The following is a 24,175-nucleotide window of genomic DNA, read 5'->3' as shown; positions in this document are numbered from 1 at the left end:
AACGGAATTTGATTTGGGCCCGCTGACGTGGGTCAAGGGCGAAATTGATCTGGCCTTGCAGCGCGCCGAGCAGGCGCTCGACGAGTATGTCGCGAGCGCCGACCGGACGCAGCTCAAGTTCTGTCGGACCCATGTTCACCAGGTGCATGGCGCGCTGGCCATGGTGGGCCTGGAAGGCGTCACGCTGCTGACCGAAGCCACCGAGGCCTTGCTCGCCGGCATGGAGGATGATCGACTGCCGTCCGGGGACGCAGCGGTCACTGTTCTGCGTCAGACCCTGAGTGCCCTGCGCCAGTATCTCGATGACCTGATGGCTGGAGAGCCCAACCATCCGCTCGTACTGCTGCCGGTCTACCAAGAGTTGGAGGCAGCTCGCGGCCTGCCCGGCGCCCATCCCTGCGATCTGTTTTATCCCGATCTCTCGCGTCGTCCGCCAAAACGCGAGGGCGACGTTCCCATCCTTGATTCCGACGAGCTGCTGCGCACGCTCAAGGTCAAGCGGATGCAATTCCAGAAAGGTCTGCTGCGCTGGTTGCGCGACCCGGCCGATGCTGAAACCGGTCGCCGCATGATGCGCGAGGCGATCGCCGAGATCGAGGCCGTCCAGCCGACACCGGCCGCGCGTTCCTTCTGGTGGATTTCCCTCGGTGTCCTTGAAGCGCTGGCTGATCCCGTGCTTGGTGCTGATCCATCGTCGCGCCAGCTTTGTTCCCGCATAGACGCTCAGATCCGGCGTCTGGTTGGCGGCTCGAACAATGTGGCCGAGCGAGTTCTGCGCGAATCCCTTTATTACATCGCCCAGGCCCCGGCTGATCTGAGCCCGGAAATCGCCGAGGTGCAGTCGGTTTTTGCCCTGGCCGATCTGCTGCCGAGCGCGGCTTCCCAGGTCGCACAGTTGCCGCATCACGGTGAATTACGCAAGTTGCGTGAGACGCTGACGGCAGCCGAAGAGTTATGGAACCGGTTTTGTACTGGCAATACGGGCAGCCTGGCCGGCTTTGCCGACAACGCGCGCAACTGCGCCTTGTTGACCGAGGAAATTGGCCAGACCGATCTCAAGCGCCTTGGTCAGGGGCTCGGTGCAGTCGCCAACTGGCTGTCCGAAGACACTTCTCGCTTCAACGATGCGGTGGCCATGGAAGTGGCCACCACTATCCTGCTGCTGCAGAATGCGCAGGAAAATTTCCGGCGTCTGGGCACCGATTTTGCCCAGCAAGTCGACCTCATGGTTGCCCGTCTCTACGCTTGCATTGCCGGCCGGCCGGCGGCCGACGAGGGTATCCCGCTGCTCGACGAGATGACCCGGCGAGCTCAGGAAAAACTGCTGATCGGTCAGGTTGGCCGGGAAATCCAGAATAATCTGGCCCAGATCGAACAGGCGCTCGACGGATTCTTCCGCGATCCGGCCAAGGCACACGACCTCCTCCAGCTTGACAATCCGATCAAGCAAATCAGCGGGGCGCTGGCCATGCTTGGCCATTTTGGCGCGGTCAACAGCCTCAAGGAATGCGCGGCGAGCATCCATCGATTCGCCCAGCCAGACTATCTGCCGGCCAGCGAGGACTTCGAAGCAGTTGCCGACCAGTTGTCTCTGCTCGGCTTCTTTGTGGATTCCCTGCAAAACGGCGAAACCGATTTCGATGCTTTTGTGCGTCGCATGAGTGGCGACGTTTCCGACGAGCCGGTGCCGGAAGCGGAAGCTGCTGCGGCGCCGACGGTCGAGGCGCTCCTGGTCCAGCAGGCGCGCGACATGCAGGTTCTTGCCGATGCGCTCAAGGAAGCACCGGAAGATGCCCGGCTGCACGATGAACTCAAGCAAAATCTGCAGGACATCCAGAAGGATGCCGACCTTGTCGCCAACCGTGAACTTGGCGAGTCAGCCAAGGCGGCGCTGGCTGCCTTGCAGTCCGGTGTCGAGCTCGATGCCGCTTTGTCCGGGCTCATGCCCCTGGCGCCCGATGCGCCGGCGCCTTCCGCTGCCACCCTGCAACTGGCCGAATCGACCCACGAAGAGATCGACGCCGAACTGCTGGCTATCTTCCTCGAAGAAGCCAACGAAGTGCTGGCCACCATCGCTGAGCAGAAAGCCTTGCTGGCTGCCACCCCGGATAACGTCGAGGCGCTGACCACTGTTCGCCGGTCCATGCATACCCTGAAGGGTAGCGGCCGGATGGTCGGCCTCAAGGATCTCGGCGAAGCGGCGTGGGAGCTGGAGCAGACACTGAACCTCTGGCTGCGCCAGGATACGGCGGTAACGCCTGATCTCCAGCGCATGATCGAGGAAGCTCATGCCTTGTTTGCCGAGTGGGTCGTTCATCTCGAGTCGGGTCAGGGCCGGGCTCCCGACCCGACGGCTTTGGTCGCTCTGGCGGCACGCCTGCGTGGCGTCGATGTCCCGGTGGCAGTAACGCTTGAAGAAACACCGGCAACGATAGTTGAGGCAGCACCGCCGGTTGGTGAGCTCGTCGAAGTGCCGGTGCCCGAACTGCCGGAAGAAACCCCGGCATTGCTCGAAGAACAGCTCGAATCACCTGAAGAGCCTGCCGCCTTGCTTGAAGAGGCCCCTCTGGTAGCTGAAGAAGCGCCCGACTTCGCCATCGAACTGCCAGAACTCGAAAGCACCCTGGAGGATGTCGATCAGCCGGTCTCGGAGTCTGAAGAGATCGAAATTCTGGCCTTGCCCGAGGAGCCAGAGATTCTGGCCGAGCCGGAAGACGCTGTGCTACGGTCAACGCCGGAAAACGAGCAAATTTCGAATGTGTCCGTGCCGCCGGCCAGCGAGTCGCCGACGCTTTACGACATATTCCGCGAAGAAGCCCGCGGCCATCTGCAGACGCTGGTTGAGAGTTACGCAGTTATCGATGCCAATCCATCGGCGCCGACCACCTTCGAAATGACCCGTGCCGCCCATACCCTGGGTGGCATTGCGGCAACGGTAGGCCTGATGCCGCTCAATCGGCTGGCCATAGCCCTTGAACACGCCTTGTTGCGGCGTGATGGTTCGGGGCAGGCGGAAAGTATCGAAGGCATTGAAACCGTTCGTCAGGCCATCATCACGCTCGAAGAAATGTTTGCCGGGCTGGCCTTGCAGCGCTCGCCGGACGAGCAGGTGCAGTTGATCGCGGCGCTGGAAGATGTCTTCCTCCATGCCACCCAGCCTGCTGAGGAGGCGCTACCGGCCGGTGCCGAGATCATCGAACTTCCGGGCAAAGCGGCCGAAGTTGCCGAGACAGTGACCGAGTCGGTCCAGGTCATGCCGGCACCCGTGTTGCCGCAACTGAACGACGAACTCGACGAACAACTGCTGCCGATCTTCCTTGAGGAAGCCGTCGATCTGACGCGCGACCTGACCACTCAGGTCCGTGCCTGGCGCAGCGATCTGGCCGGTGATGCGGCGCCGCATGCGATTGCCCGACTGTTGCACACCTTCAAGGGTAGTGCGCGCATGGCCGGGGCAATGAATCTCGGCGAAGCGACCCACCAGCTCGAAGCCCGGCTTGAAGAAATGCTGCGCGCCGGCCACGTGACGCCAGCCTTCATCGACGAAATCGAAAGTGGCTGCGATGTGCTCGACCAGGCCGTCGAGCGTCTGCGCGCCGGTCCTCAGGAGCAGGTTGTTGCAGAGGCGCCAGAAGTGGCCGCCGAGACGCTTTCGGCCGAAGGCCAATCGCCAGCTGCTGAAACCGAGGCGGATGCCGAGGCTGGCGGTCAGCGAGCAACGTTGCGCGTCCGCGCCGATCTTATCGATCGTCTGGTCAGCGAGGCGGGCGAACTGTCGATTGCCCGTACCCGGATCGAAGGCGAAATGCGCAGCCTGAAGGGCTCATTGCTCGAACTGACAGAAAACGTCATTCGTCTGCGCCGCCAGTTGCGCGAAATCGAAATTCAGGCTGAATCGCAGATTCAGGCCCGCGTCGCCCAGACGCCGGACAGCGAGGTTGATTTCGACCCGCTCGAACTTGACCGCTTCACGCGCTTCCAGGAGCTGACCCGCTTCATGGCCGAGTCGGTGAACGACGTGGCAACCGTTCAGCAAAGCTTGCTCAAGAATCTGGACGATGCCAACGCGGCGATTCTCGCCCAGTCGCGCCTCAACCGCAGCCTGCAGCAGGAGCTCATGGGCGTCCGCATGGTGCCGTTCGCCAGCCAGACCGAACGTCTCTACCGCATCGTCCGGCAGACCGCCAAGGAAGTCGGCAAGCGGGCCAATCTCGATATCGTCGGCGGACAGGTCGATATCGACCGTTCGGTGCTCGACAAGATGCTGGCGCCGATCGAACACATGCTGCGCAATGCCGTGACGCACGGTGTCGAGAGCCGTGACGAGCGCCTGGCCGCCGGCAAGGCCGAGGCTGGTGAAATCATCATCAAGCTGTCGCAGGAAGGTAACGAAATCGTTCTGGCCATGAGCGACGACGGCAAGGGGCTCGATCTTGCCCGCATCCGCGCGCGCGCCGAAGCCATGGGCCTGCTCCCGCCGGGGCAGGCGGCCGATGAAAAGACGCTGTTTGATTTCATCTTCCAGCCGGGATTCTCGACGGCCTCCGAAGTGACCCAGTTGTCCGGCCGCGGCGTCGGCATGGACGTCGTGAAAACCGAGGTCGGCGAAATTGGCGGCCGCATCGAAATTCAGTCGCAGCCCGGTCAGGGCACCACCTTCCTGCTTTACCTGCCGCTCACGCTGGCGGTAACGCAGACTTTGCTCGTTCGTGTCGGCAGCCATCTTTATGCAGTGCCGTCGACGATGATCGAACAGGTCAAGGAAATGAAGGAAAAGGCGCTCGCCGCCATTCGCGAAAAAAGCGAGATCGAGTGGCAGGGCAATCGCTACCCCTTCCATTTCCTGCCGCACCTGCTCGGCGACACGGAGGCTGTGCCGGAAGCGCATCGCCAGTACTGGGTGCTGCTCTTGCGCTCGGGTTCGCAACGGGTTGGTATCCTGGTCGATGAACTCAAGGGCAATCAGGAAGTCGTCGTCAAGAATATCGGCGCCCAGCTCGCCCGCGTCGTCGGTATTTCAGGTGCCACAGTGCTCGGCGACGGCAAGGTTGTGCTGATCCTCAACCCGGTCGCGCTGGCCAGCCGGACGACCGTTTCCAGCGTGCATACTGCCGTGCCCACCATGCTGCCGCCGGTGATGACGGAAGTGGCCCACTTGCCGACCGTGATGGTGGTCGACGATTCGCTGACCGTGCGCAAGATCACCAGCCGCCTGCTCATGCGTGAGGGCTATCAGGTCATACTGGCCAAGGATGGCGTCGATGCGCTGGAGCAACTGGTCGAGGTGACGCCGGATGTCATCCTGTCCGACATCGAAATGCCGCGCATGGATGGCTTCGATCTGGTTCGCAACTTGCGCGCCGATGCTCGCCTGCGGTCGTTGCCGGTGGTCATGATCACCTCGCGGACGGCTGACAAGCACCGCAATTACGCGCTGGAAATCGGTGCCAATCACTACCTCGGCAAGCCGTATGACGAAGCCGAGTTGCTCGGCATCGTGGCCGGTTATTGCAAAAAATAGCCTGAATTTCCGGTTGACCGTGGAATGCCACGGTCAACCGGGAAAAATGCCTAATTTTTAAGTATGGCGTAGCGCGCCAAAGTCTTTTCCCGGGCCGAAGCGTGATCGACAATCGGCGCTGGGTAGTCTCTCCCGATCACAACACCAATGTTTTCCTGCTCGAGGCGCCCCATTTGCCACGGCGCGTGGATGTATTTGTTGGCGACTTTGGCCAGTTCGGGAACATAGCGGCGAATGAACTTCCCCTCCGGGTCGAAGCGTTCGGACTGCGTCACCGGGTTGAAAATGCGGAAATACGGTTGCGCGTCGCAGCCGGTCGATGCCGCCCATTGCCAGCCGCCGTTGTTGGCCGACAGGTCGAAATCGTTGAGCTGATCAGCGAAATAGCGTTCGCCTAACCGCCAGTCGATGCCGAGATCCTTGCTCAGGAAGGAGGCGACGATCATGCGCAGCCGGTTGTGCATCCAGCCGCTGTGGTTGAGCTGGCGCATCGCGGCATCGACCAGCGGATAGCCAGTGCGCCCTTCCTTCCAGGCGGCCAGGCCATCCGGCCAGTCGTCCCAGCGCACCGCATCGTAGGCGGGCTTGAAAGCGCTACCGACGACGTGCGGGAAGTGGTCGAGGATCATGAAATAGAAGTCGCGCCAGATCAGCTCGTTGAGCCAGGTCGTGTCCCTGGCGATCAGCGCAGTGCGGACCAGTTCGCGTATGCCGATGGTGCCAAAGCGCAAATGTACCGACAGGTAGGAAACGCCCTTGACCGCCGGGAAGTCGCGCAGGGCGCCGTAGCGTTCGATGCGTCCATGGCGGAACTCCTCCCACAAGGCGCGGGCACCCGACATGCCGGGGCGTATGCCCAAGGTCTCGAGATCGCTGGTTTCGAAGCCGATTTCAGCCAGGCTCGGGATACCCGTCAAGTCACAGTCGGCCAGTTGTCCATGGCACGGCCACTCGACGCAGTCGGCTGCAGTCAAGCGCTTGAGCCATGCATTCTTGTAGGGCGTGAACACCGAGAAGGGATGGCCGGCCTGTGTTAGCACTTCATTGCCATCGAAGACGGCCTGATCCTTGAACGCCTGGAAGCCTATGCCTTCAGCCAAAAGTGATTCCGCAACGGAGGCATCGCGCCGCTTGGCGGCCGGCTCGTAATCGCGGTTGGCAAACACCGCCGACACGCCGAGTTCCTTGGCTAGTGCCGCAATTTCCTCGGTCGCCCGGCCGTGGCGGATGATCAGGCCGCCACCCCTGGCGCGCAGGGCCGCGTCGAGCTCGACCAGCGATTCGCGAATGAAATGCACGCGGCGGTCGCGCCGAGCCGGTAGCGCATCGAGAATTTCAGTGTCGAAAACAAAGGCGCAATAAACCTGTTGCGCCCCGGCCAGTGCCGCACTCAGGGCGGCGTGGTCATGGTCGCGCAGGTCACGGCGAAACCAGACGAGGGCTTTTTCTTTTTTCATGGTTGGTTTGTACCTTCCCGACGATTAAAATTCCAGTTATGGACAACGTCAACCTGACCGACAACTTCCTCATCGCGATGCCGACGCTGGAAGACCCGTATTTCTCGAATTCCCTGATCTACATTTGCGAACACAATGAGAACGGGGCGTTGGGGATCATTGTCAATCGCCCGATTGACATGAATCTGGCTGGCTTGTTCGACAAGATCGACATCAAGCTGGCGGCCGAAAATCTGGCCAACCTCCCGGTCTATTTCGGCGGCCCGGTCCAGCTTGACCGCGGTTTCGTCCTGCATCGTCCGATCGGCAAGTGGCAGTCCACGCTGGCCGTCAACAGCGAGGTCGGTCTGACCAGTTCGCGCGATGTGCTCAACTCGGTGGGCAGCGCCGGCCTGCCGGCCGAAATCATCGTCACGCTGGGTTACTCCGGCTGGGATGCCGGGCAGCTGGAAAACGAGCTGGCCCAGAATTCCTGGTTGACCGTGCCGGCCAAGGCCGAAATCCTCTTCGACCTGCCGCCGGAAGAGCGCTTGCCGGCCGCCATGCAAAAGCTCGGCATCAGCTTCACCCAGCTTTCCGACGTGGCCGGACACGCATGAGCCGGTCAGCTCGTTGATGGGCACCGTCCTCGCGTTCGACTTCGGTGAAAAGCGCATCGGTGTCGCCACCGGCGAAACGATGCTCGGCACGGCCCACCCGCTGACCACTATCCACGCCGAATCCAACGACGACCGTTTCGCTGCCATCGGCAAACTGGTCGCCGAATGGCAACCGGTGCAACTGGTCGTCGGCCTGCCCATGCATGCTGACGGTACGCCACATGAAATGACCCGGCTGGCCACCAAGTTCGCCGAGCGCCTCAAGCGCCGCTACAACCTGCCGGTCGGTTTTGCCGACGAACGCCTGACTTCCGTCGATGCCGAATCCCGCCTTCGTGAAACCGGTCGCAACAGCAAATCAGCCAAGCCGCTGCTCGATGCCGTGGCAGCGCAACTCATCCTTCAAACCTGGTTCGAAAGCCCGCACCATGTCACCCCAGCCTGAAGTATTACCCGATGCCGAGGCGCAGTGTCGCCAACTGGCCGAACTGATTCGTCCGCAACTTTTCCGGAAACCGGCGCTGGTCGGCATCTACAGCGGCGGAGCGTGGATCGCCGGACGCCTGCGCGAATTGCTCGACCTGCCGGAAGACATCGGCCTGATCGATGTTTCCTTCTATCGCGACGATTTCGCCGAAAAAGGTCTGCATCCGCAGTGCAAGCCGACGGTCATCCCCTTCGACGTCGAAGGCCGCCACCTGATCCTGGTCGATGACGTGCTGTACACCGGCCGGACGACGCGGGCGGCGATCAACGAACTGTTCGACTACGGTCGTCCGGCCTCCATCGAACTGGCCGTGCTGGCCGACCGCGGCGGGCGTGAGTTGCCGGTGGCCGCAACCTACGGGGCGTGGGCAGTGGAGCTCAATGACCACCAGAATCTGGTGCTGGGCAAGCAGGACGACGGTCGACTGGTTTGGAGAATGGAAAATGCATAACCCGCAGTTGAACAAGGATGGCGAACTGACCCACCTGCTGTCGATCGAGGGGCTGCCCCAGCGCATCCTGACGCAGATTCTCGATACCGCTGCCTCCTTCATGGAAGTCTCGGCACGCGACGTCAAGAAGGTGCCGCTGCTGCGCGGCAAGAGCGTCTTCAACCTGTTCTTCGAAAACTCGACGCGCACCCGGACGACCTTTGAGATCGCCGCCAAGCGTCTCTCCGCCGACGTCATCAACCTCGACATCAACAAGTCGTCGACGGCCAAGGGTGAAACACTGCTCGACACCATCGACAACCTCGTCGCCATGCACGCCAACCTGTTCGTCGTGCGCCACGCGTCGAGCGGCGCGCCCTACCTGATTGCCGAGCATCTGCAGCGCATCGGCCGCGACGACGTCCATGTCGTCAATGCCGGTGACGGTCGCCACGCCCACCCGACGCAGGGCCTGCTCGACATGTACACGATCCGCCACTACAAGAAGGATTTCACTCAGTTGCGCGTCGCCATCGTCGGCGACATCCTGCATTCGCGCGTGGCCCGTTCGGATATTCATGCGCTGACCACGCTGGGCGTTCCGGAAGTTCGCGCCATCGGGCCGGAAACCCTGTTGCCGAAGCATCTCGACAAGCTTGGCGTGCATGTCTTCCACGACATGAACGAAGGTTTGAAAGACGTCGACGTCGTCATCATGCTGCGCCTGCAGAACGAACGGATGACCGGCGCCCTGCTGCCCTCGGCCGGCGAATATTTCCGCCACTACGGCCTGACGCCGCAGAAGCTGGCGCTGGCCAAGCCGGACGCCATCGTCATGCACCCGGGGCCGATGAACCGCGGCGTCGAAATCCATTCGGCAGTGGCCGACGGGGCGCAGGCAGTGATCCTGCCGCAAGTCACTTTTGGTATCGCGGTTCGCATGGCCGTCATGAGCATCGTTGCGGGGAATTGAGATGAACATCCTTATCCAGAATGGCCGCGTAATTGACCCGAAAAACGGTGTTGACCGCAGTACTTCGTTGTATGTCGTCGACGGCAAGATCGCCGGGCTGGGCGACGCACCGGCCGGCTTTGTCGCCGACCAAACCATCGACTCTGCCGGTTGCGTTGTCTGTCCGGGCCTGATCGACCTTGGCGCCCGCCTCAACTCCATCGAAGCCGAACTGGCCGCTGCCGTTGCCGGTGGCGTGACTTCGGTTGTCGTACCGCCCGATGCCGATCCGCCGCTCGACGAGCCGGAACTGGCAGATCGCCTCGTTCATCGCGCCAAGGAAATCCGCAAGGCGCGCGTCCTGCCGCTCGGTGCCCTGACCTTGGGTCTCAATGGCGAGCGTCTGGCTGAACTGGCCGGTCTCAAGAAGGCCGGCTGTGTTGCCTTCTCGCAGGCCAACCGGCCGGTCACCGATACCGAAGCGCTGCTTCGCGCCATGGAATACGCCGCCACCTTCGGCTTCGCCATCTGGCTACAGCCACAGGATTACTGGCTGTCGCGCAACGGCATCGCGCATGAGGGCGAGGTGTCCAGCCGTCTCGGTCTGGCCGGCATTCCGGTCGCCGCCGAAACCATTGCCGTCGGCACCATTGTCCAGCTCGTGCGCGATACCGGTTGCCGCGTACATCTGACCCGCCTGTCGTCGGCGGCTGGCGTGGCACTCGTCCAGCGGGCGCAGCATGAAGGCTTGCCGGTCACTTTCGACATCGGCGTCCATCACCTGCTGCTGACCGAAAACGATATCGGCTACTTCAACCCGCACGCCCGTTTCAGCCCGCCGCTACGCGCCCAGAGCGATCGTCAGGCCTTGTCGAAAGCCGCCGCTGCTGGTCTGGCCGCCATCTGTTCCGATCACACCCCAGTCGGCGCCGATGAAAAGTTGCTGCCTTTCGGCGAAGCCAAGCCGGGGGCGACCGGGCTTGAGGTTTTGCTCCCGCTCACCCTGAAATGGGCCGAAGAAGCCGGCGTCAGCCTGCCTGATGCGCTGGCCCGCATTACTTCGGCGCCGGCTGCTGTCCTCGGCCTGCCCAGCGGTCAGCTCGCTGTCGGTGCCGCCGCCGATATCTGCATCTTCGACCCGGAAGCGACCTGGCAACTGACGCCGGATGCGCTCAGGAGCCGTGGCAAGAATTCGCCATGGACCGGTTACATGATGACCGGCAAGGTGAAGTCCACGCTGGTTGGCGGACGCGTCGTCTATCAGGCTTGAGGTGGTGCAGCCCGCGCTTGGCGGGCGAGAAATGGTGACTTCGGCACTGATTCGCCTGCCCGTCTGAACTGTTGATTCATGGTTTAATCGCCGCATGGATCCACAGCTCACGACGGCTACCCAGCGCATCATCAAAATCCGGCGCGACTACAACACCTGGGTTGCCAACGAAACCCTGGAAGACTACGCGCTGCGTTTTACCCCGCGCAGTTTCCGCAAATGGTCCGAGTTGCGCGTCGCCAACACGGCCTTTGGCGCGGCTTCGTTTCTCGTGCTCGAAGCGGTCGGTGCGACCATGCTCGTCCAGGCTGGTTTTCTCAACGCTTTCTGGGCCATTCTTGCCACCGGCCTGATCATCTTCCTGATCGGTCTGCCGATCAGCGTCATGGCTGCCCGCCACGGGCTGGACATGGACCTGCTGACGCGCGGCGCCGGCTTCGGCTACATCGGCTCGACGATCACCTCGCTGATCTACGCCAGTTTCACCTTCATATTCTTCGCCCTCGAAGCGGCGATCATGGCCTATGCGCTCGAACTCGCCTTCAAGATTCCGCCGGTCTGGGGTTACTTGATCTGTGCGCTTGTGGTCATTCCTCTGGTCACCCACGGCGTCACAGCGATCAGCAAACTGCAGGCGTGGACGCAGCCGCTGTGGATTTTCCTGCTCGTCCTGCCCTACGCCTTCCTTTTCCTCGAAGATCCGCAGGCGCTGTCCGGCCTCTGGCAATACGGCGGCGAGCGGGGCGGTGAAGCCAGCTTCAACCCGCACCTCTTCGCGGCGGCGCTGACCGTCGGCATCGCGCTGGTCACGCAGATGGCGGAACAGGTCGATTACCTGCGCTTCATGCCGGAAAAAACGCCAGCCAACAATCGGCGTTGGTGGCTGGCCGTCATCATCGGCGGGCCGGGCTGGGTGGTGCCCGGCGTCCTCAAAATGCTCGGTGGTGCACTGCTCGCTTGGCTCGTGTTGCGCAACGGCATTCCCGCCGAAAAGGCGGTCGACCCGAACCAGATGTACCTGATCGGCTTTTCGCACGTCTTCGACAACACGACGCTGGCCGTTGCTGCGACGGCGCTGTTCGTCGTCATTTCGCAGCTCAAGATCAACGTTACCAACGCCTACGCCGGTTCGCTGGCCTGGTCGAATTTCTTCTCCCGGCTGACGCACAGCCACCCTGGCCGCGTTGTCTGGGTCGTTTTCAACACCCTGATCGCGCTGCTCCTCATGGAACTCGATGTCTTCCAGGCGCTCGGCCAGGTGCTCGGGCTTTACTCGAACATCGCCATTTCGTGGATGGCGGCTGTCGTCGCCGACCTCGTCATCAACAAGCCGCTTGGCCTGTCGCCGCCGGGCATCGAGTTCAAGCGCAGTCATCTATACGACATCAACCCGGTTGGCGTCGGCGCCATGGCCATCGCCTCGCTGTTGTCAGTGTGCACCTTCGTCGGGCTGTTTGGCGAGGCGCTGCAGCCGTATGCGCCATTTGTCGCGCTGGTCGCGGCGTTCGTTGCCTCGCCGCTGATTGCTTGGGGAACGGGGGGGCGCTACTACTTGGTCCGCCCCAAAGAGGTTCCCACGGTCAACCGAAAAAAATGCTCAATTTGCGAACGCGACTACGAAGGCGAGGACATGGCCTACTGCCCCGCCTACCAAGGCGTGATCTGCTCGCTGTGCTGTACGCTCGATGCCCGCTGCCATGACCAGTGCAAGCCGGCCGGCCATCTTGGCGCGCAATGGAACGCGGTGCTCCGGCGCATCCTGCCCAAGGCCGCGCTGCCTTACCTTGAGACCGGCCTCGGCCACTACCTGCTGCTGATGACCGGCATCGTGCCGATCCTCGCGCTGATTCTCGGCGTGCTTTATACGCACGAGTTGCTGGCCCTCGGCGCACCCGAACCGGCCGTCATTGCCCGCCTGCAGGACAGCTTCATCAAGACCTTCGCGGCGCTGCTCATGCTCTCCGGGGTCATCGCCTGGTGGATGGTGCTGACCCAGGAAAGCCGGCGCGTCGCGCAGGAGGAGTCGAACCGGCAAACGCAGTTGCTCATGCAGGAAATCGAATCGCACCAGCGCACCGATGAGGCGCTGCAAAAAGCCCGGGTCGTCGCCGAGCAGGCCAACCAGGCCAAGAGCCGCTACATCACGGCGATCAGCCACGAACTACGGACACCGCTCAACAGCATCCTCGGCTACGCCCAGATTCTCGCTGCCGACGAGGACGTCCCGCCCAACCGTGCCCAGGCCGTCAGCGTCATCCGCAAATCCGGCGACCACCTGCTGTCGGTTATCGAAGGCACGCTCGACATCGCCCGCATCGAGGGCGGCAAGCTGACGCTTGACGTTAGGGCGATGGATTTCCCCGAACTGATGCAGCAGATCGTCGGCATGTTCGAGCTGCAAGCGCGCAACAAGGGGCTGAGCTTTGAGTACCGGCCGCTCGGCGAGGTGCCGGCTGTCGTCCGAGCCGACGAAAAACGCCTGCGTCAGATCCTGATCAACGTGCTCGGCAACGCCGTCAAATTCACCGTGCGCGGCGGCGTCACTTTCGGCGTCGAATGCCGGCGCGACATGGCGATTTTTGAAATCCGCGACACCGGCCCCGGTATTCCGGCTGCCGACATGGAGCGCATCTTCGAGCCTTTCACGCGCGGCAGCAGCGTGCAGGCTGGCGGCAGCGGCGTCGGCCTGACCATCGCCCGCATGCTGACCGACCTCATGGGCGGTGAAATGCAGGTGTCGAGCCCGCCGGGCGAAGGCACGCTGTTCCGCATCCGCCTCTTCCTGCCCTCGGTGCATTCGGCGCAGGCGGCGCGGGAACTGCCCAAACTCAACCGCATCGGCTACGTCGGCGTGCGGCAGCGCATTCTGGTGGTCGACAACGAAAAGGTCGACCGCGACCTGCTGCAAAATGTCCTCGAACCGCTCGGCTTCGTTGTCGAGCAGGCGGCCAGCGGCTACGAATGCCTGGCCGCCGTGCCGCGTTTCGCGCCGCACCTGATTTTCATGGACCTCGGCATGCCCGGCATCGATGGCTGGGAAACCATCCGCCGCCTGCGTCAGCAGGGCCATAACGAGGCCAGCATTGCCATCCTCTCGGCCAACGCCTACGACAAGGGGCTGGACAACGATGTCGGCGTGACGCCCGACGATTTCATCGTCAAGCCGCTCAAGGTCGACGAACTGCTCGCCTGGCTGGGCCGCAAGCTCGACCTCGAATGGGTCACCGCCGAAGCACCGGTCGCCGCAACCCCCGCCGCGCCAGCCGAACCCCTGCCGCTGCTGCCGCCTGATGAAACCGAAATGGCCGCGCTCGATGAACTGATCACCCTCGGCTACCTGCGCGGCATCCTCAACAAGCTCGCCGAGATCGAGCGGATGGATGCCAGCCACGGCGAATTCGTCCGCATCCTGCGCGATCTTGCGCGACAATTCCAGTTCGATGCGATGAAGGAAATTCTCAGGAAAATGCGCGATGCCGCCAGTTGACCGGACCATCTCCGACATCGTCCTGATCGTGGACGATGTGCCGGAAAACCTCTCCCTGCTGCACGATGCGTTAGACGAGGCCGGCTACACCGTGCTCGTCGCGACGCACGGCGAAGCGGCGTTGCAGCGGGCACGCCAGAGCCTGCCCGACGTCATTCTGCTCGACGCGCTGATGCCCGGCATGGACGGCTTCGAAGTGGCCCGTCGCCTGAAAGCCGATTTCTCGACCCAGCACATCCCCATCGTCTTCATGACCGGCCTGACCGAAACCGAGCACGTCGTCGCTGCCTTCGCCGCTGGTGGTGCCGATTACGTCACCAAGCCGATCCGCCCGGCCGAGGTACTGGCCCGCATCGCTGCCCACATGGCCAACGCCCGGCAGATGAAGCAGGCGCGCAGCGCGCTCGATGCCTTCGGCCAGGCTACCGTCGCCGTGCGCGCCGCCGACAGCAAGATTGTCTGGCAGACGCCGCTCGCCCGCAGCCTGCTCAACGCCTATTTCGCCAACCCGGAAACGGTCGCCCCGGAAGAGCTGCTGAGTTGGATCGCCGCCGCTCTGCGCGCCCGCGCCGATGGCCGCGATGCGCCGGCCCTGCTCATCGCCGAAGGCAACAAGCGCCTGCTCGCGTCGTTCCACGACCAGACCGGCGACGATGAATGGCTCGTCGTGCTGCGCGAGGAAAACGACGCCTCGGCCGTCGAATCGCTGATCGCCGCCTTCCGCCTGACCCAGCGCGAGGCCGAAGTGCTTTACTGGGTCGTGCAGGGCAAGACGAGTAATGACATTGGCGAAATCCTCGGCAACAGCCCGCGCACGGTTAACAAGCACCTCGAACACGTCTTCGAGAAACTCGGCGTTGAAACGCGCACGGCAGCGGCCAATCTGGCCATGAGCAAGATGCGCGGCGCCTGAGTCATTTCAATTTTGGCCGTTTTTTCCAGTTGACCGTAGCAAGCCCGGTAGACCGTGGAAAATCGCCGGCCTCAATGCCTGAAGTTGTCTGCCGCGATGCCGTGCCGGGTCAGCTTGTCGTACAGCGTTTTCTTCGGAGTGTGCAGCACTTCGGCGGCCTGGGCGACGTTGCCGGCGCACTGGCCAAGCACGCTTTCAATGATCTGGCGTTCGGTTGCATCGACCTGCTCGGCCAGCGACAGCGCGGCTGGTACCGGCACCTCGTTTCCGCGCAGCGCGTCGGGCAGGCCGAGGGCCCAGCGTTCGGCGACGTTCTTCAATTCGCGGACATTGCCCGGCCAGTCGTGGGCCGACCAGCGCGCCAGATCGGCCGGCGTCCAACCCGCCAACGGGCGCTGGAAACGCAGCGCCGCTTCGTGCAGGAAATGCGCCATGAGCAGCGGAATATCCTCGCGCCGCTGGCGCAGTGGCGGCAGGTCGAGGCTGACGACGTTGAGGCGGTAATACAGATCGGCGCGGAACTGGCCGGCATCCGACGCCGCCTTGAGGTCGATCTTGCTCGCCGCGACCAGCCGACAATCGACGGGAATCGCCGCGTTGCTGCCCAGCCGCTCGACGCTGCGTTCCTGCAGCACGCGCAACAACTTGACCTGCAGGTTGAGTGGCATCGACTCGATTTCGTCGAGGAACAGCGTACCGCCGTTGGCGTGTTCGATGCGGCCGATACGGCGTTTGCCGGCCCCGGTGTAAGCGCCCGCTTCGTGGCCGAACAGCTCGCTTTCGAAGACCGTTTCAGGCAGCGCACCGCAATTGATGGCGACGAAAGGGCCGCGCCGGTGGCTGGCTTCGTGGATGGCGCGGGCGGCGACTTCCTTGCCGCTACCGGTTTCGCCATTGAGCAGGATATCGACGCCGGTCGGCGCCAGCGTGCCGACGAGCTGGCGAATGCGCTGCATGATGGGCGACTGGCCGATGATGCGGGCGACGCCGTTGTCGCCGATGCGTTCCTTGAGCTGCCGGTTTTCGAGGATCAGGGCGCGCTTTTCTAGGGCGCTGCGCACGGCGGCGATCAGGCGCTCTGAGGGGAACGGCTTTTCGATGAAATCGTAGGCGCCTTCGCGCATCGCCTCGACAGCCATGGCCACGTCGCCGTGGCCGGTCATCAGCAGCACCGGCAGTTCGCGGTCGTGCTGGCGCAGTTCGCGCAGCAGTTCGAGGCCGTCCTTGCCCGGCAGGCGCACGTCGGTCACCACCAACGCCGGCTGGCCGGCAACCAGCGCGGCAAGCATGGCTTCGCCATCGGCAAAGCCGCGCACCGGGATGTCGGCCAGCGACAGCGCCTGCTCGCAGCCTTTGCGGACGGCTGCGTCGTCCTCAACCAGAAATACTGTCAGTTCAGCCATCGATCACGGCCTTGGCGTAGCTGGCCCGGTCGAGATCGACCGTTTCGACGCTGAGTTGGATTTCCATGCCTTTTTTCCGGTTGACCGTGGCATTCAGCGCCGCCAGCACGGCCTCGGCCAAATGCTGCCGTTCCTCGTCGCTGCGCCCGGCCAGCAGGGCAATGCGGATGTGGATGAAGCCGCGCGCGCCGGGCAGAACGCCGATCTGAAAGCAATCGAGACCGATGGCCCGGCTCTTGATATCCGGCTCGCCGAACAGGCCGGAATCGAAGGCCGCCGCATTGATCGCGGCGAGCGCCACGGTCGGATCGAAATCGCTCAGGTTGCGGGTGTATTCAAGCGTCAGATGGGGCATTGGTCTCTCCAGCAGAAGGCAGGCTCAGCACGAAAACGGCGCCGCCTTCGGGCGCATTGTGCGCGCTCAGCGTGCCGCCGTAACTTTCGGCGATGGTCAGCGACAGGGCCAAGCCGAGGCCGAGGCCTTCGCCGGCCGGCTTGGTGGTGTAGAAAGGCTCGAAGAGGTGGCTGCGGGCGTCGTCCGACAGGCCGGCGCCATGATCGCTGACGGCGATGCTGACGGCGTCGCCGTCGCGCCGGGTCGCCACGTCGAGCACCGGTTCCGGCTGACCGGCCATGGCGTCCAGCCCGTTGCGCAGCAGGTTGACCAGTATCTGCTCCAGCCGACCGGCTTCGGCGACGACCAGCAAATCTGGCGCGGATGGAGCGACGGCAATGCGCGCGCCGATTTCGCGGCGACGCGGCTCGACGATCATCAACGCGTGTTCGATGGCGCTCGTCACCGTTACCGCCTGCGGCGTCGGCGCTTCCTTGCGGGCGAAGGTCTTGAGCTGGCGCACGATGCGCCCGGTGCGGTCGACCAGCTCGCTGATCATCTGCAGGTTCTCGGCGACTTCGTCGTAACGGCTGCGGGCGAGCAGGGCGCTGGCGTTGTCGGCAAAGGTTTGCAGGGCGGCCAGCGGCTGGTTCAGTTCGTGGCTGATGCCGGCCGACATCTGACCCAGCGTCGCCAGCTTGCCGGCCTGCACGGCGGCGTCGCGGGTTTCGCGCAGGATCGCCTTGGTGCTCTCGAGGGCGGCGATCTGCTCGGTCAGATCGGCCGTACGTTCGGCGATGCGGGTTTCAAGTTCGGCGTAGATGCGGCGCAATTCTTCGCGCCGGCGGCTGCGCTGGCGAAAGTGAGCGGCGACGCCGAGCAGGAAGGCAGTGGCGAAGGCGACGGCAGTGGCGGCGGCGGTTGCCGTGCTGCGCGCTTCGCCGGGGTCGCCCAACTGGACGACCTGCCAACCTGAATTGCCGACCGGCCGGGCGTGGATCAGCCATTCGCGGGGCGCCTGTTCGGGCAGGGCGAGGCGGATCGGTTCGCTGGCGTTGAGCGGAATCGTCCGGGTGGCCAACGGCCTGATGGCCTGGTTGCCATATTGCTGAGTCTCGGCCAGTCGGGCACTGACCGCGGCGCTGAGCGGCGCCAGCGTCCGGTAATGCAACTGGCGGTCCGAGGAGAGAAAGACGATGCCGTCGGCATCGGCCAGCAGCAGTGTTTCGCCGGCGCCGGCCATGGCTTGTTCCATGGCTTCCAAACCCACCTTGAGGACGATTACGCCGAGCGCCTTGCCCTGTTCGCGGACCGGGGCGGCGAGGAAATAGCCGGGTTCGCCGGTGGTCACGCCGACGCCGTAGAAACGACCGAGGCCATTCTTCAGCGCGTCGCGGAAATAGGGGCGAAAGGCGTAGTTGTGGCCGACGAAGCTGTGCGGCAGGCGCCAGTTGCTGGCGGCCAGGGTCATGCCTTTGGCGTCGATCAGATAGGTCGCGGCGACCGCGGCGCCCTGCTGGGCGGCTTCAAGGTAGGCGTTGGCAGCGGCGATCCGTTGCGGGTTGCCCGGGTCGCGGAGCAGCGCGGCGAGCGACGGGTCGAGGGCGAGCAGGCCGGGCAGCGATTCGTGGCGGGCCAGCGTGGCGTCGAGCGACAGAGCAAAGGCGTCGAGGCGCTGGGCGGACAGATGCCGGTCGCTGTCCAGATGGATGCCGAAGAAGACGCGGTAGGTCAGCCCGCCGAGCAGCAGGCAGAAACAAACCGCCGCACCGAGCAGGAGCAGGGTGCGGCGATTTCGCCCGGCCGGGCGGGGGACTTGGTTGGGATTCACCCCGTCATCCTACCGATTTTGGCCGTTTTTCTCAGTCGACCGCAGCAAGTTTCATTTCGTCGTTGGCGTGGCGTTCCTGCTCCTCCATGACCAGGCGGCCGAGTTCGCGCTTGAGGTCGTTGAAGGCGGCCGACGACGGATCGCGCGGCCGTGGCATGTCGACGATCTGGTCGCGTTTGACCGTGCCGGGGCGGTAGGTCATGACGACGATGCGGTCGGCCAGGTAGATCGACTCCTCGATCGAGTGGGTGACGAAGAGGATGGTCTTGCCGAGCTTTTCCCAGATGCGCAGCAGCTCGTCCTGCAGGTTGCGCCGGGTCAGCGCGTCGAGGGCGCCGAACGGCTCGTCCATGAGCATGATCGGCGAGTCGAGGGCGAGCACGCGGGCGATGGCAACGCGCTGGCGCATGCCGCCGGAGAGATCCTTCGGGAAACGATCGCGGAAGTCGGTGAGGTGCAGCAGGTCGAGCAACTGGTTCACCGTCAGCTCGATCTCGGCCTTGTCCTTTTTCTGGATTTCGAGGCCGAAGGCGATGTTCTGGGCCACCGTCATCCACGGAAAGAGGGCGTATTCCTGGAAGACCATGCCGCGATCCGGGCCAGGCTTGAGGATCTTCTTGCCTTCGATGACTATTTCGCCGCTCGATGGCGGCTGAAAGCCGGCCACGGCGTTGAGCAGCGTCGATTTGCCGCAGCCCGAGGGGCCGAGCAGGCAGACGAACTCGCCTTGCCTGATTTCGAGATTGATCTCCTTGAGGGCGATCACTTCCCGTTCGCCGGTGCGAAAGACCTTGTTGACCTGGCGGATGTCGATGTGGGTAGTCATGGATGGTCCTAGCGAATGAGTTTGCCTTCGGCGCCGATCATCGTCAGTTCGACAAAGTCGGAACCTTCGTGGCTGCCGGAGGGGAATTTGATCTGGTAGCCACCGAACTCGAAGGGGCCGGCGGCGAGGGCCTTGGTCAGCGTTTCACGGCTCGGTTTCGGCCCGGCGCGGCGCAAGGCTTCGATTAGGACCTTGCCGTAGAGATAACCTTCCATGCTGGAGACGTTGGGCTGTCCGTCGGGCTGGTATTTCGCCAGCAGGCGCTGGTAACCGCGGGTGAGCGGGAGGACGCCCGAAGTCGGGAAAGGGACGACCTGCGTGATGCCGAGGCCACGCGCCAGCCTGGCGCCGATGGTGGCGACCACCTCCCGGTCGTTGGTGACCGACAGGGTGTAGAGCTGGGCCAGTCCGCCTTTTTCCCGATAGGCTTTGACGAAGGCCGCGGTTGCCTTGCTGTTGGCGACGAGGATGATGGCCGAAATGCTCGGTGCCTTGAGTAGGGTATCGACCGCTGCTTCGACCTTGGTCGTGTTCTTTTCGTAGCTGGCGCTGGCCACCAGCGGCAACTTGCGCTGGTCGAGCGCCTGTTGCAGGGCTTTAAGGCCATCCTGCCCGAACGGATCGTCCTGATACATGACGGCGAATCGACTGTTGCCGATGGTGCTGGCAACCTCGATCAGCTTGTCCACCTCGGCGCTGTACGAGGCGCGTAGGTGATAGACCAGGGGATGTGTCGGCTGGCGCAGGGCGGTGGCGCCAGTGCGGACACCGACGACAGGGACGCCGATGTCGTCAATGACGTGCTCCTTGATCAACGCGGCGACGTTGCCGGTGCCGACCAGCCCGAGCAGGGCGACCGGTTTTTCCGGCCGCTTGGCGACTTCGCGGGCCAGGCGCAGGGTTTCGTCGACCTTGTAGGCGTCGTCGAGGGTTTCGAGGACGATCTTCTGGCCATTGATGCCGCCGGCGTCGTTGGCTTCGCGGAAGGCGAGCTGGGCACCCTGCTGGACCTGCCGTCCGGTTTCGGCCAGCGGGCCGGACAGCGGGGCGATCTGCACGACGCGCAACTGGGCATGGGCGGCATCGGCCAGAACGAGGGCGGCGCAGAGCGCAAATTTCAGTGCTGTGGTGTAGCGCATGTTGTCTCCGGATCAGTGTTCCAGGCCACGATGCCAGCGCAGCAGGTGGTTGTTCAGACGGCTGACGGCGGTGTCGATGGCCAGCCCGAGCAGGCCGATGGTGATCATGCCGGCGATGATCTTGTCCGACCACATGAATTCGCGCGCTTCGAGAATGCGGAAGCCGAGGCCGTCATTGACTGCGATCATTTCGGAAACGATGACGACGATGAAGGCGGTGCCGATGCCGATGCGCACGCCGGCCAGGATGTAGGGCGTGGCGGCGGGCAGGATGACGCGGGTGAACATCGTCCATTGATTGACGCCGAGGTTGCGGGCGGCACGCAGGAAGATGCCGTCGACCTGCCGAACGCCGGCGATGGTGTTCATGAGCACCGGGAAGAAGGCGCCGATGGCGATCAGGAAGAAGGAGGGCGGATTGCCCAGGCCGAACCACAGGATCGCCAGCGGAATGTAGGCGATCGGCGGAATCGGCCGGAGGATCTGCATGAGCGGGTTGAACAGAGCGTAGATGCGGGTGCTGGCGCCCATCAGCAGGCCAAGCGGCAGGGCCAGCGCGGCACCGATCAGGAAGCCGGCAACGACGCGGAACAGGCTGGAGTAGGCGTCATGCAGCATCTCGCCGGAAACCAGCCAGGCGAGGTAGCTCTGGCCGGCTTCCTGCGGCTGCAGCGGCAGCAGGTAGGCCCACCACTTGATGGCGACGGCGGTCGGCGAAGGCAGCAGTACCTCCGAGAAAAGCCCGAAACGCGAGCCGGCCTCCCACAGGATGAGGAGCAGCACCGGCACCAGCGAGCCGTGGGCGAAATCTTTCAGTTTCTGCAGCATGGCTTATTTGACCTTGAGGTCGGCCTTGGCCTTCTGCAGCAGGTCGAGCTTGACCCACTCGGCGGCCTTCGGCGGCTTGGCCATGCGGCCGACGCCGTATTTCTGCATGAAGTCGGTGGTGATGTCGATGTGCTCGAGCGTCACGTCGTAGGTGTAGTCGGCGTTGTCCATCGCGTCCTTGAAATCCTGCGCGGTGATCTGACCCTTGAACATCGATTCGCGCACGTACTTGTCGGCCAGTGCGGTGTCCTTGTTGAACAGGGCGGTGGTTTCGACGAAGCATTTGAGCAGGCGCTGGGCGACGTCCTTTTTCTCGTTGTACATCTTCTCGGTCATGACCAGCAGGCGTACCGGCTCGCCCATCGCCGTGCTGTAGGGCTTCATGACCTCGACGCCGAATTTCTTGTTGAGCGCCTGCGACGACTGCGGTTCGGACTGGTTCATCGCATCGATCTGCTTGGCGGCCAGCGCCTGGTTCAGATCGGCGAAGGCGAGGAAGACGATCTGCACATCCTTGCCCGGCTTGTCGGACCAGGTCAGGCCGGCCTTTTCGAGTTCGGCGTAAAGCAGCAATTCGTGGGCGCCGCCGCGGGTCACGCCGACCTTCTTGCCCTTCATGTCCTGCAGGGTCTTGATGCCGGTATCGACGCCGGCGACGATGCGCGCGCCGCCCTTGGCGAAACCGGCGACAGTGACGATCGGCACGCCATTGGCGCGGCCCGAGATGGCGCCGTCGGAGGCCAGCGCGGCGATGTCGATTTCACCGGCGACGATGGCCGGCATGATGTCCGGACCCTTCGGGAACATCCGCTCCTCGACCTTGAGGTTGTACTTGCCGCAGGCTTCCTTCATGTACGACACGGCGCCGTAGTGGGCAAACTTGAGGTTGCCGAGACGCACGACATCGGGCGTCTGGGCCTGGGCGGCGAATGGCACGGCGACGCCAAAGGCGGCGATGAGGGCGAGGCGGATGGTTTTGTTCATGGGTGTCTCCTCCAGATTTTCTCGTGGGCCGCAGGGCGCGGATACCGGATTTATTTGCAGGAGGCGTGCCAGGGTCGGAAAAATCACAAGGCAATGATTTTCAAAGACTATTCGCGACTGTGGCCCCGTGCGTTGTGCAGGAATCCGGAATCGGGCAGGTGGCGTGTGCGGAAATCCGCACGACTCGTCACTGGCCTGCTGCTAGGCTGAATGCCACGGTCAACCGGAAAAAACGGCCAAAATCGAAAGCGCTCGTCGGCATGAAGACGCCGGGTTGGCGGCCATGGCTATCGCCTGCGTACCCCTACGCAATCTAACGTATTTCTCCCGAACAACCCCGGTCGTAATCTGGCGCTGCACTGCAACAACGCAGACCAGATTCCAATTTCCGAGGAGCTTCCATGAGCAATCGTCGCAACTTCATCAAGGCAACCGTTCTTGCCGCCGCCCTGTCGACCATCGGCATGGCCGCCCATGCCGCCGACACCATCAAGGTCGGCGTGCTGCATTCCCTGTCCGGCACCATGGCCATTTCCGAGACCGCGCTCAAGGAAACCGTGCTGATGACCATCGACGAAATCAACAAGTCCGGCGGCGTGATGGGCAAGAAGCTGGAGCCGGTCGTCGTCGACCCGGCTTCCAACTGGCCGCTGTTCGCCGAAAAGGCCCGCCAGCTGCTGACCAAGGACAAGGTTGCCGTCACCTTCGGTTGCTGGACTTCGGTTTCCCGCAAGTCGGTGCTGCCGGTTTACAAGGAACTCAACGGCCTGCTCTTCTATCCCGTCCAGTACGAAGGCGAAGAGCTCGAAAAGAACGTCTTCTACACCGGCGCCGCGCCCAACCAGCAAGCCATCCCGGCCGTCGAATACCTGATGTCCAAGGACGGCGGCGAAGCCAAGCGCTTCGTGCTGCTCGGTACCGACTACGTCTATCCGCGCACCACCAACAAGATCCTGCGTGCCTTCCTGAAGTCCAAGGGCGTTGCTGACGCCGACATCATGGAAGACTACACGCCGTTCGGCCACAGCGATTACCAGACCATCATCGCCAAGATCAAGAAGTTCGCCTCGGAAGGCAAGAAGACGGCCGTCGTCTCGACCATCAATGGCGACTCCAATGTGCCGTTCTACAAGGAACTCGGCAACGCCGGCCTGAAGGCCACCGATGTGCCGGTCGTCGCCTTCTCGGTCGGCGAAGAAGAACTGCGCGGCGTCGATACCAAGCCGCTGGTCGGCCACCTGGCCTCGTGGAACTACTTCATGTCGCTGAAGAACCCGGAAAACGACAAGTTCGTGAAGCTCTACCGCGACTGGGCCAAAAAGGCCAAGCTGCCGAACGCCGACAAGGTCGTCACCAACGACCCGATGGAAGCCACCTACATCGGTATCCACATGTGGAAGCAGGCGGTCGAGAAGGCCAAGTCGACCGACACCGACAAGGTCATCGCGGCCATGGCCGGCCAGACCTTCAAGGCGCCGAGCGGCATCATGTCGAAGATGGACGAAAAGAACCACCACCTGCACAAGTCGGTATTCATCGGCGAAGTGAAGGCCGACGGCCAGTTCAACGTCGTCTGGAAGACGCCCGGCCCGGTCAAGGCCCAGCCGTGGAGCCCGTTCATCGCCGGCAACGACAAGAAGAAGGACGAGCCGGAAATGAAGTAATCCGGCACTACTGTCAGTCGCAGGAACGGGGGCTTCGGCCCCTGTTTTGC

General features: G+C 63.2%; 17 protein-coding genes. 9 read left to right on the top strand and 8 right to left on the bottom strand.

Annotation, left to right across the window (positions count from 1 at the left end):
* Nucleotides 1–13 precede the first annotated feature (13 nt).
* A complete protein-coding gene (locus KI613_RS19580; RefSeq protein WP_226402646.1) occupies nucleotides 14–5,521 on the top strand; it encodes an Hpt domain-containing protein in 5,508 nt (1,835 codons plus the stop codon).
* A 50-nt stretch (nucleotides 5,522–5,571) separates the two neighbouring features.
* Here KI613_RS19580 and KI613_RS19575 read toward each other — a convergent pair whose 3' ends face one another.
* Nucleotides 5,572–6,978 carry a cryptochrome/photolyase family protein gene (locus KI613_RS19575; RefSeq protein WP_226402644.1) on the bottom strand — a complete coding sequence of 469 codons (1,407 nt, stop codon included), beginning with the start codon at nucleotides 6,976–6,978 and terminating at the stop codon, nucleotides 5,572–5,574.
* A gap of 38 nt (nucleotides 6,979–7,016) precedes the next feature.
* Between KI613_RS19575 and KI613_RS19570 the strand changes: the two genes are divergently transcribed.
* The 7 genes from KI613_RS19570 to KI613_RS19540 all read left to right on the top strand — a co-directional run bounded on the left by KI613_RS19570 (nucleotide 7,017) and on the right by KI613_RS19540 (nucleotide 15,116).
* On the top strand, nucleotides 7,017–7,577 hold the full coding sequence (locus tag KI613_RS19570) for a YqgE/AlgH family protein (RefSeq protein WP_226402642.1): 561 nt from the start codon (nucleotides 7,017–7,019) through the stop codon (nucleotides 7,575–7,577).
* A gap of 16 nt (nucleotides 7,578–7,593) precedes the next feature.
* Nucleotides 7,594–8,022, top strand: a complete 429-nt coding sequence (gene ruvX, locus KI613_RS19565) for a Holliday junction resolvase RuvX (protein WP_226402640.1) — start codon at nucleotides 7,594–7,596, stop codon at nucleotides 8,020–8,022.
* Nucleotides 8,006–8,515, top strand: coding sequence for a bifunctional pyr operon transcriptional regulator/uracil phosphoribosyltransferase PyrR (gene pyrR, locus KI613_RS19560; protein WP_226402638.1), 510 nt, complete (start codon nucleotides 8,006–8,008; stop codon nucleotides 8,513–8,515). Before ruvX ends, pyrR begins: the two co-directional genes overlap by 17 nt.
* Nucleotides 8,508–9,467 carry an aspartate carbamoyltransferase catalytic subunit gene (locus tag KI613_RS19555; protein ID WP_226402636.1) on the top strand — a complete coding sequence of 320 codons (960 nt, stop codon included), beginning with the start codon at nucleotides 8,508–8,510 and terminating at the stop codon, nucleotides 9,465–9,467. The genes pyrR and KI613_RS19555 overlap by 8 nt, the downstream gene beginning before the upstream one ends.
* Nucleotide 9,468: 1 nt before the next feature.
* The gene (locus KI613_RS19550; RefSeq protein WP_226402634.1) at nucleotides 9,469–10,716 is read left to right on the top strand and encodes a dihydroorotase; all 1,248 of its coding nucleotides are present in this window, start codon (nucleotides 9,469–9,471) and stop codon (nucleotides 10,714–10,716) included.
* A gap of 94 nt (nucleotides 10,717–10,810) precedes the next feature.
* Nucleotides 10,811–14,203: a hybrid sensor histidine kinase/response regulator gene (locus KI613_RS19545; protein ID WP_226402632.1), complete on the top strand. Its 3,393-nt coding sequence runs from the start codon at nucleotides 10,811–10,813 to the stop codon at nucleotides 14,201–14,203.
* Complete coding sequence (locus KI613_RS19540) at nucleotides 14,190–15,116, top strand: response regulator transcription factor (RefSeq protein WP_226402630.1); 927 nt, start codon at nucleotides 14,190–14,192, stop codon at nucleotides 15,114–15,116. Before KI613_RS19545 ends, KI613_RS19540 begins: the two co-directional genes overlap by 14 nt.
* Before the next feature lie 71 nt (nucleotides 15,117–15,187).
* Here KI613_RS19540 and KI613_RS19535 read toward each other — a convergent pair whose 3' ends face one another.
* Genes KI613_RS19535 through KI613_RS19505 form a run of 7 tightly spaced genes read right to left on the bottom strand, consistent with a single transcriptional unit; the run spans nucleotide 15,188 to nucleotide 22,461 of the window.
* Nucleotides 15,188–16,519, bottom strand: a complete 1,332-nt coding sequence (locus tag KI613_RS19535) for a sigma-54-dependent transcriptional regulator (protein WP_226402628.1) — start codon at nucleotides 16,517–16,519, stop codon at nucleotides 15,188–15,190.
* Entirely contained in the window at nucleotides 16,512–16,874 is a 363-nt protein-coding gene (locus KI613_RS19530) for a 5-carboxymethyl-2-hydroxymuconate Delta-isomerase (protein WP_226402626.1), read from the bottom strand. The genes KI613_RS19535 and KI613_RS19530 overlap by 8 nt, the downstream gene beginning before the upstream one ends.
* Nucleotides 16,855–18,684, bottom strand: coding sequence for a sensor histidine kinase (locus KI613_RS19525; protein WP_226402624.1), 1,830 nt, complete (start codon nucleotides 18,682–18,684; stop codon nucleotides 16,855–16,857). Before KI613_RS19525 ends, KI613_RS19530 begins: the two co-directional genes overlap by 20 nt.
* A gap of 31 nt (nucleotides 18,685–18,715) precedes the next feature.
* Nucleotides 18,716–19,510, bottom strand: a complete 795-nt coding sequence (locus KI613_RS19520; RefSeq protein WP_226402622.1) for an ABC transporter ATP-binding protein — start codon at nucleotides 19,508–19,510, stop codon at nucleotides 18,716–18,718.
* An 8-nt stretch (nucleotides 19,511–19,518) separates the two neighbouring features.
* Nucleotides 19,519–20,649 carry an ABC transporter substrate-binding protein gene (locus KI613_RS19515; RefSeq protein WP_226402620.1) on the bottom strand — a complete coding sequence of 377 codons (1,131 nt, stop codon included), beginning with the start codon at nucleotides 20,647–20,649 and terminating at the stop codon, nucleotides 19,519–19,521.
* Nucleotides 20,650–20,661: 12 nt separating this feature from the next.
* Entirely contained in the window at nucleotides 20,662–21,477 is an 816-nt protein-coding gene (locus tag KI613_RS19510) for an ABC transporter permease (RefSeq protein WP_226402618.1), read from the bottom strand.
* A gap of 3 nt (nucleotides 21,478–21,480) precedes the next feature.
* Nucleotides 21,481–22,461, bottom strand: coding sequence for an ABC transporter substrate-binding protein (locus KI613_RS19505; protein ID WP_226402616.1), 981 nt, complete (start codon nucleotides 22,459–22,461; stop codon nucleotides 21,481–21,483).
* A 401-nt stretch (nucleotides 22,462–22,862) separates the two neighbouring features.
* Between KI613_RS19505 and urtA the strand changes: the two genes are divergently transcribed.
* A complete protein-coding gene (gene urtA, locus KI613_RS19500) occupies nucleotides 22,863–24,125 on the top strand; it encodes an urea ABC transporter substrate-binding protein (RefSeq protein ID WP_226402614.1) in 1,263 nt (420 codons plus the stop codon).
* The last annotated feature ends 50 nt before the right edge of the window (nucleotides 24,126–24,175 follow it).

It is taken from the genome of Ferribacterium limneticum (genome assembly GCF_020510585.1).
Lineage (GTDB): Bacteria > Pseudomonadota > Gammaproteobacteria > Burkholderiales > Rhodocyclaceae > Azonexus.
This window is presented reverse-complemented; position numbering and strand designations above follow the sequence as displayed.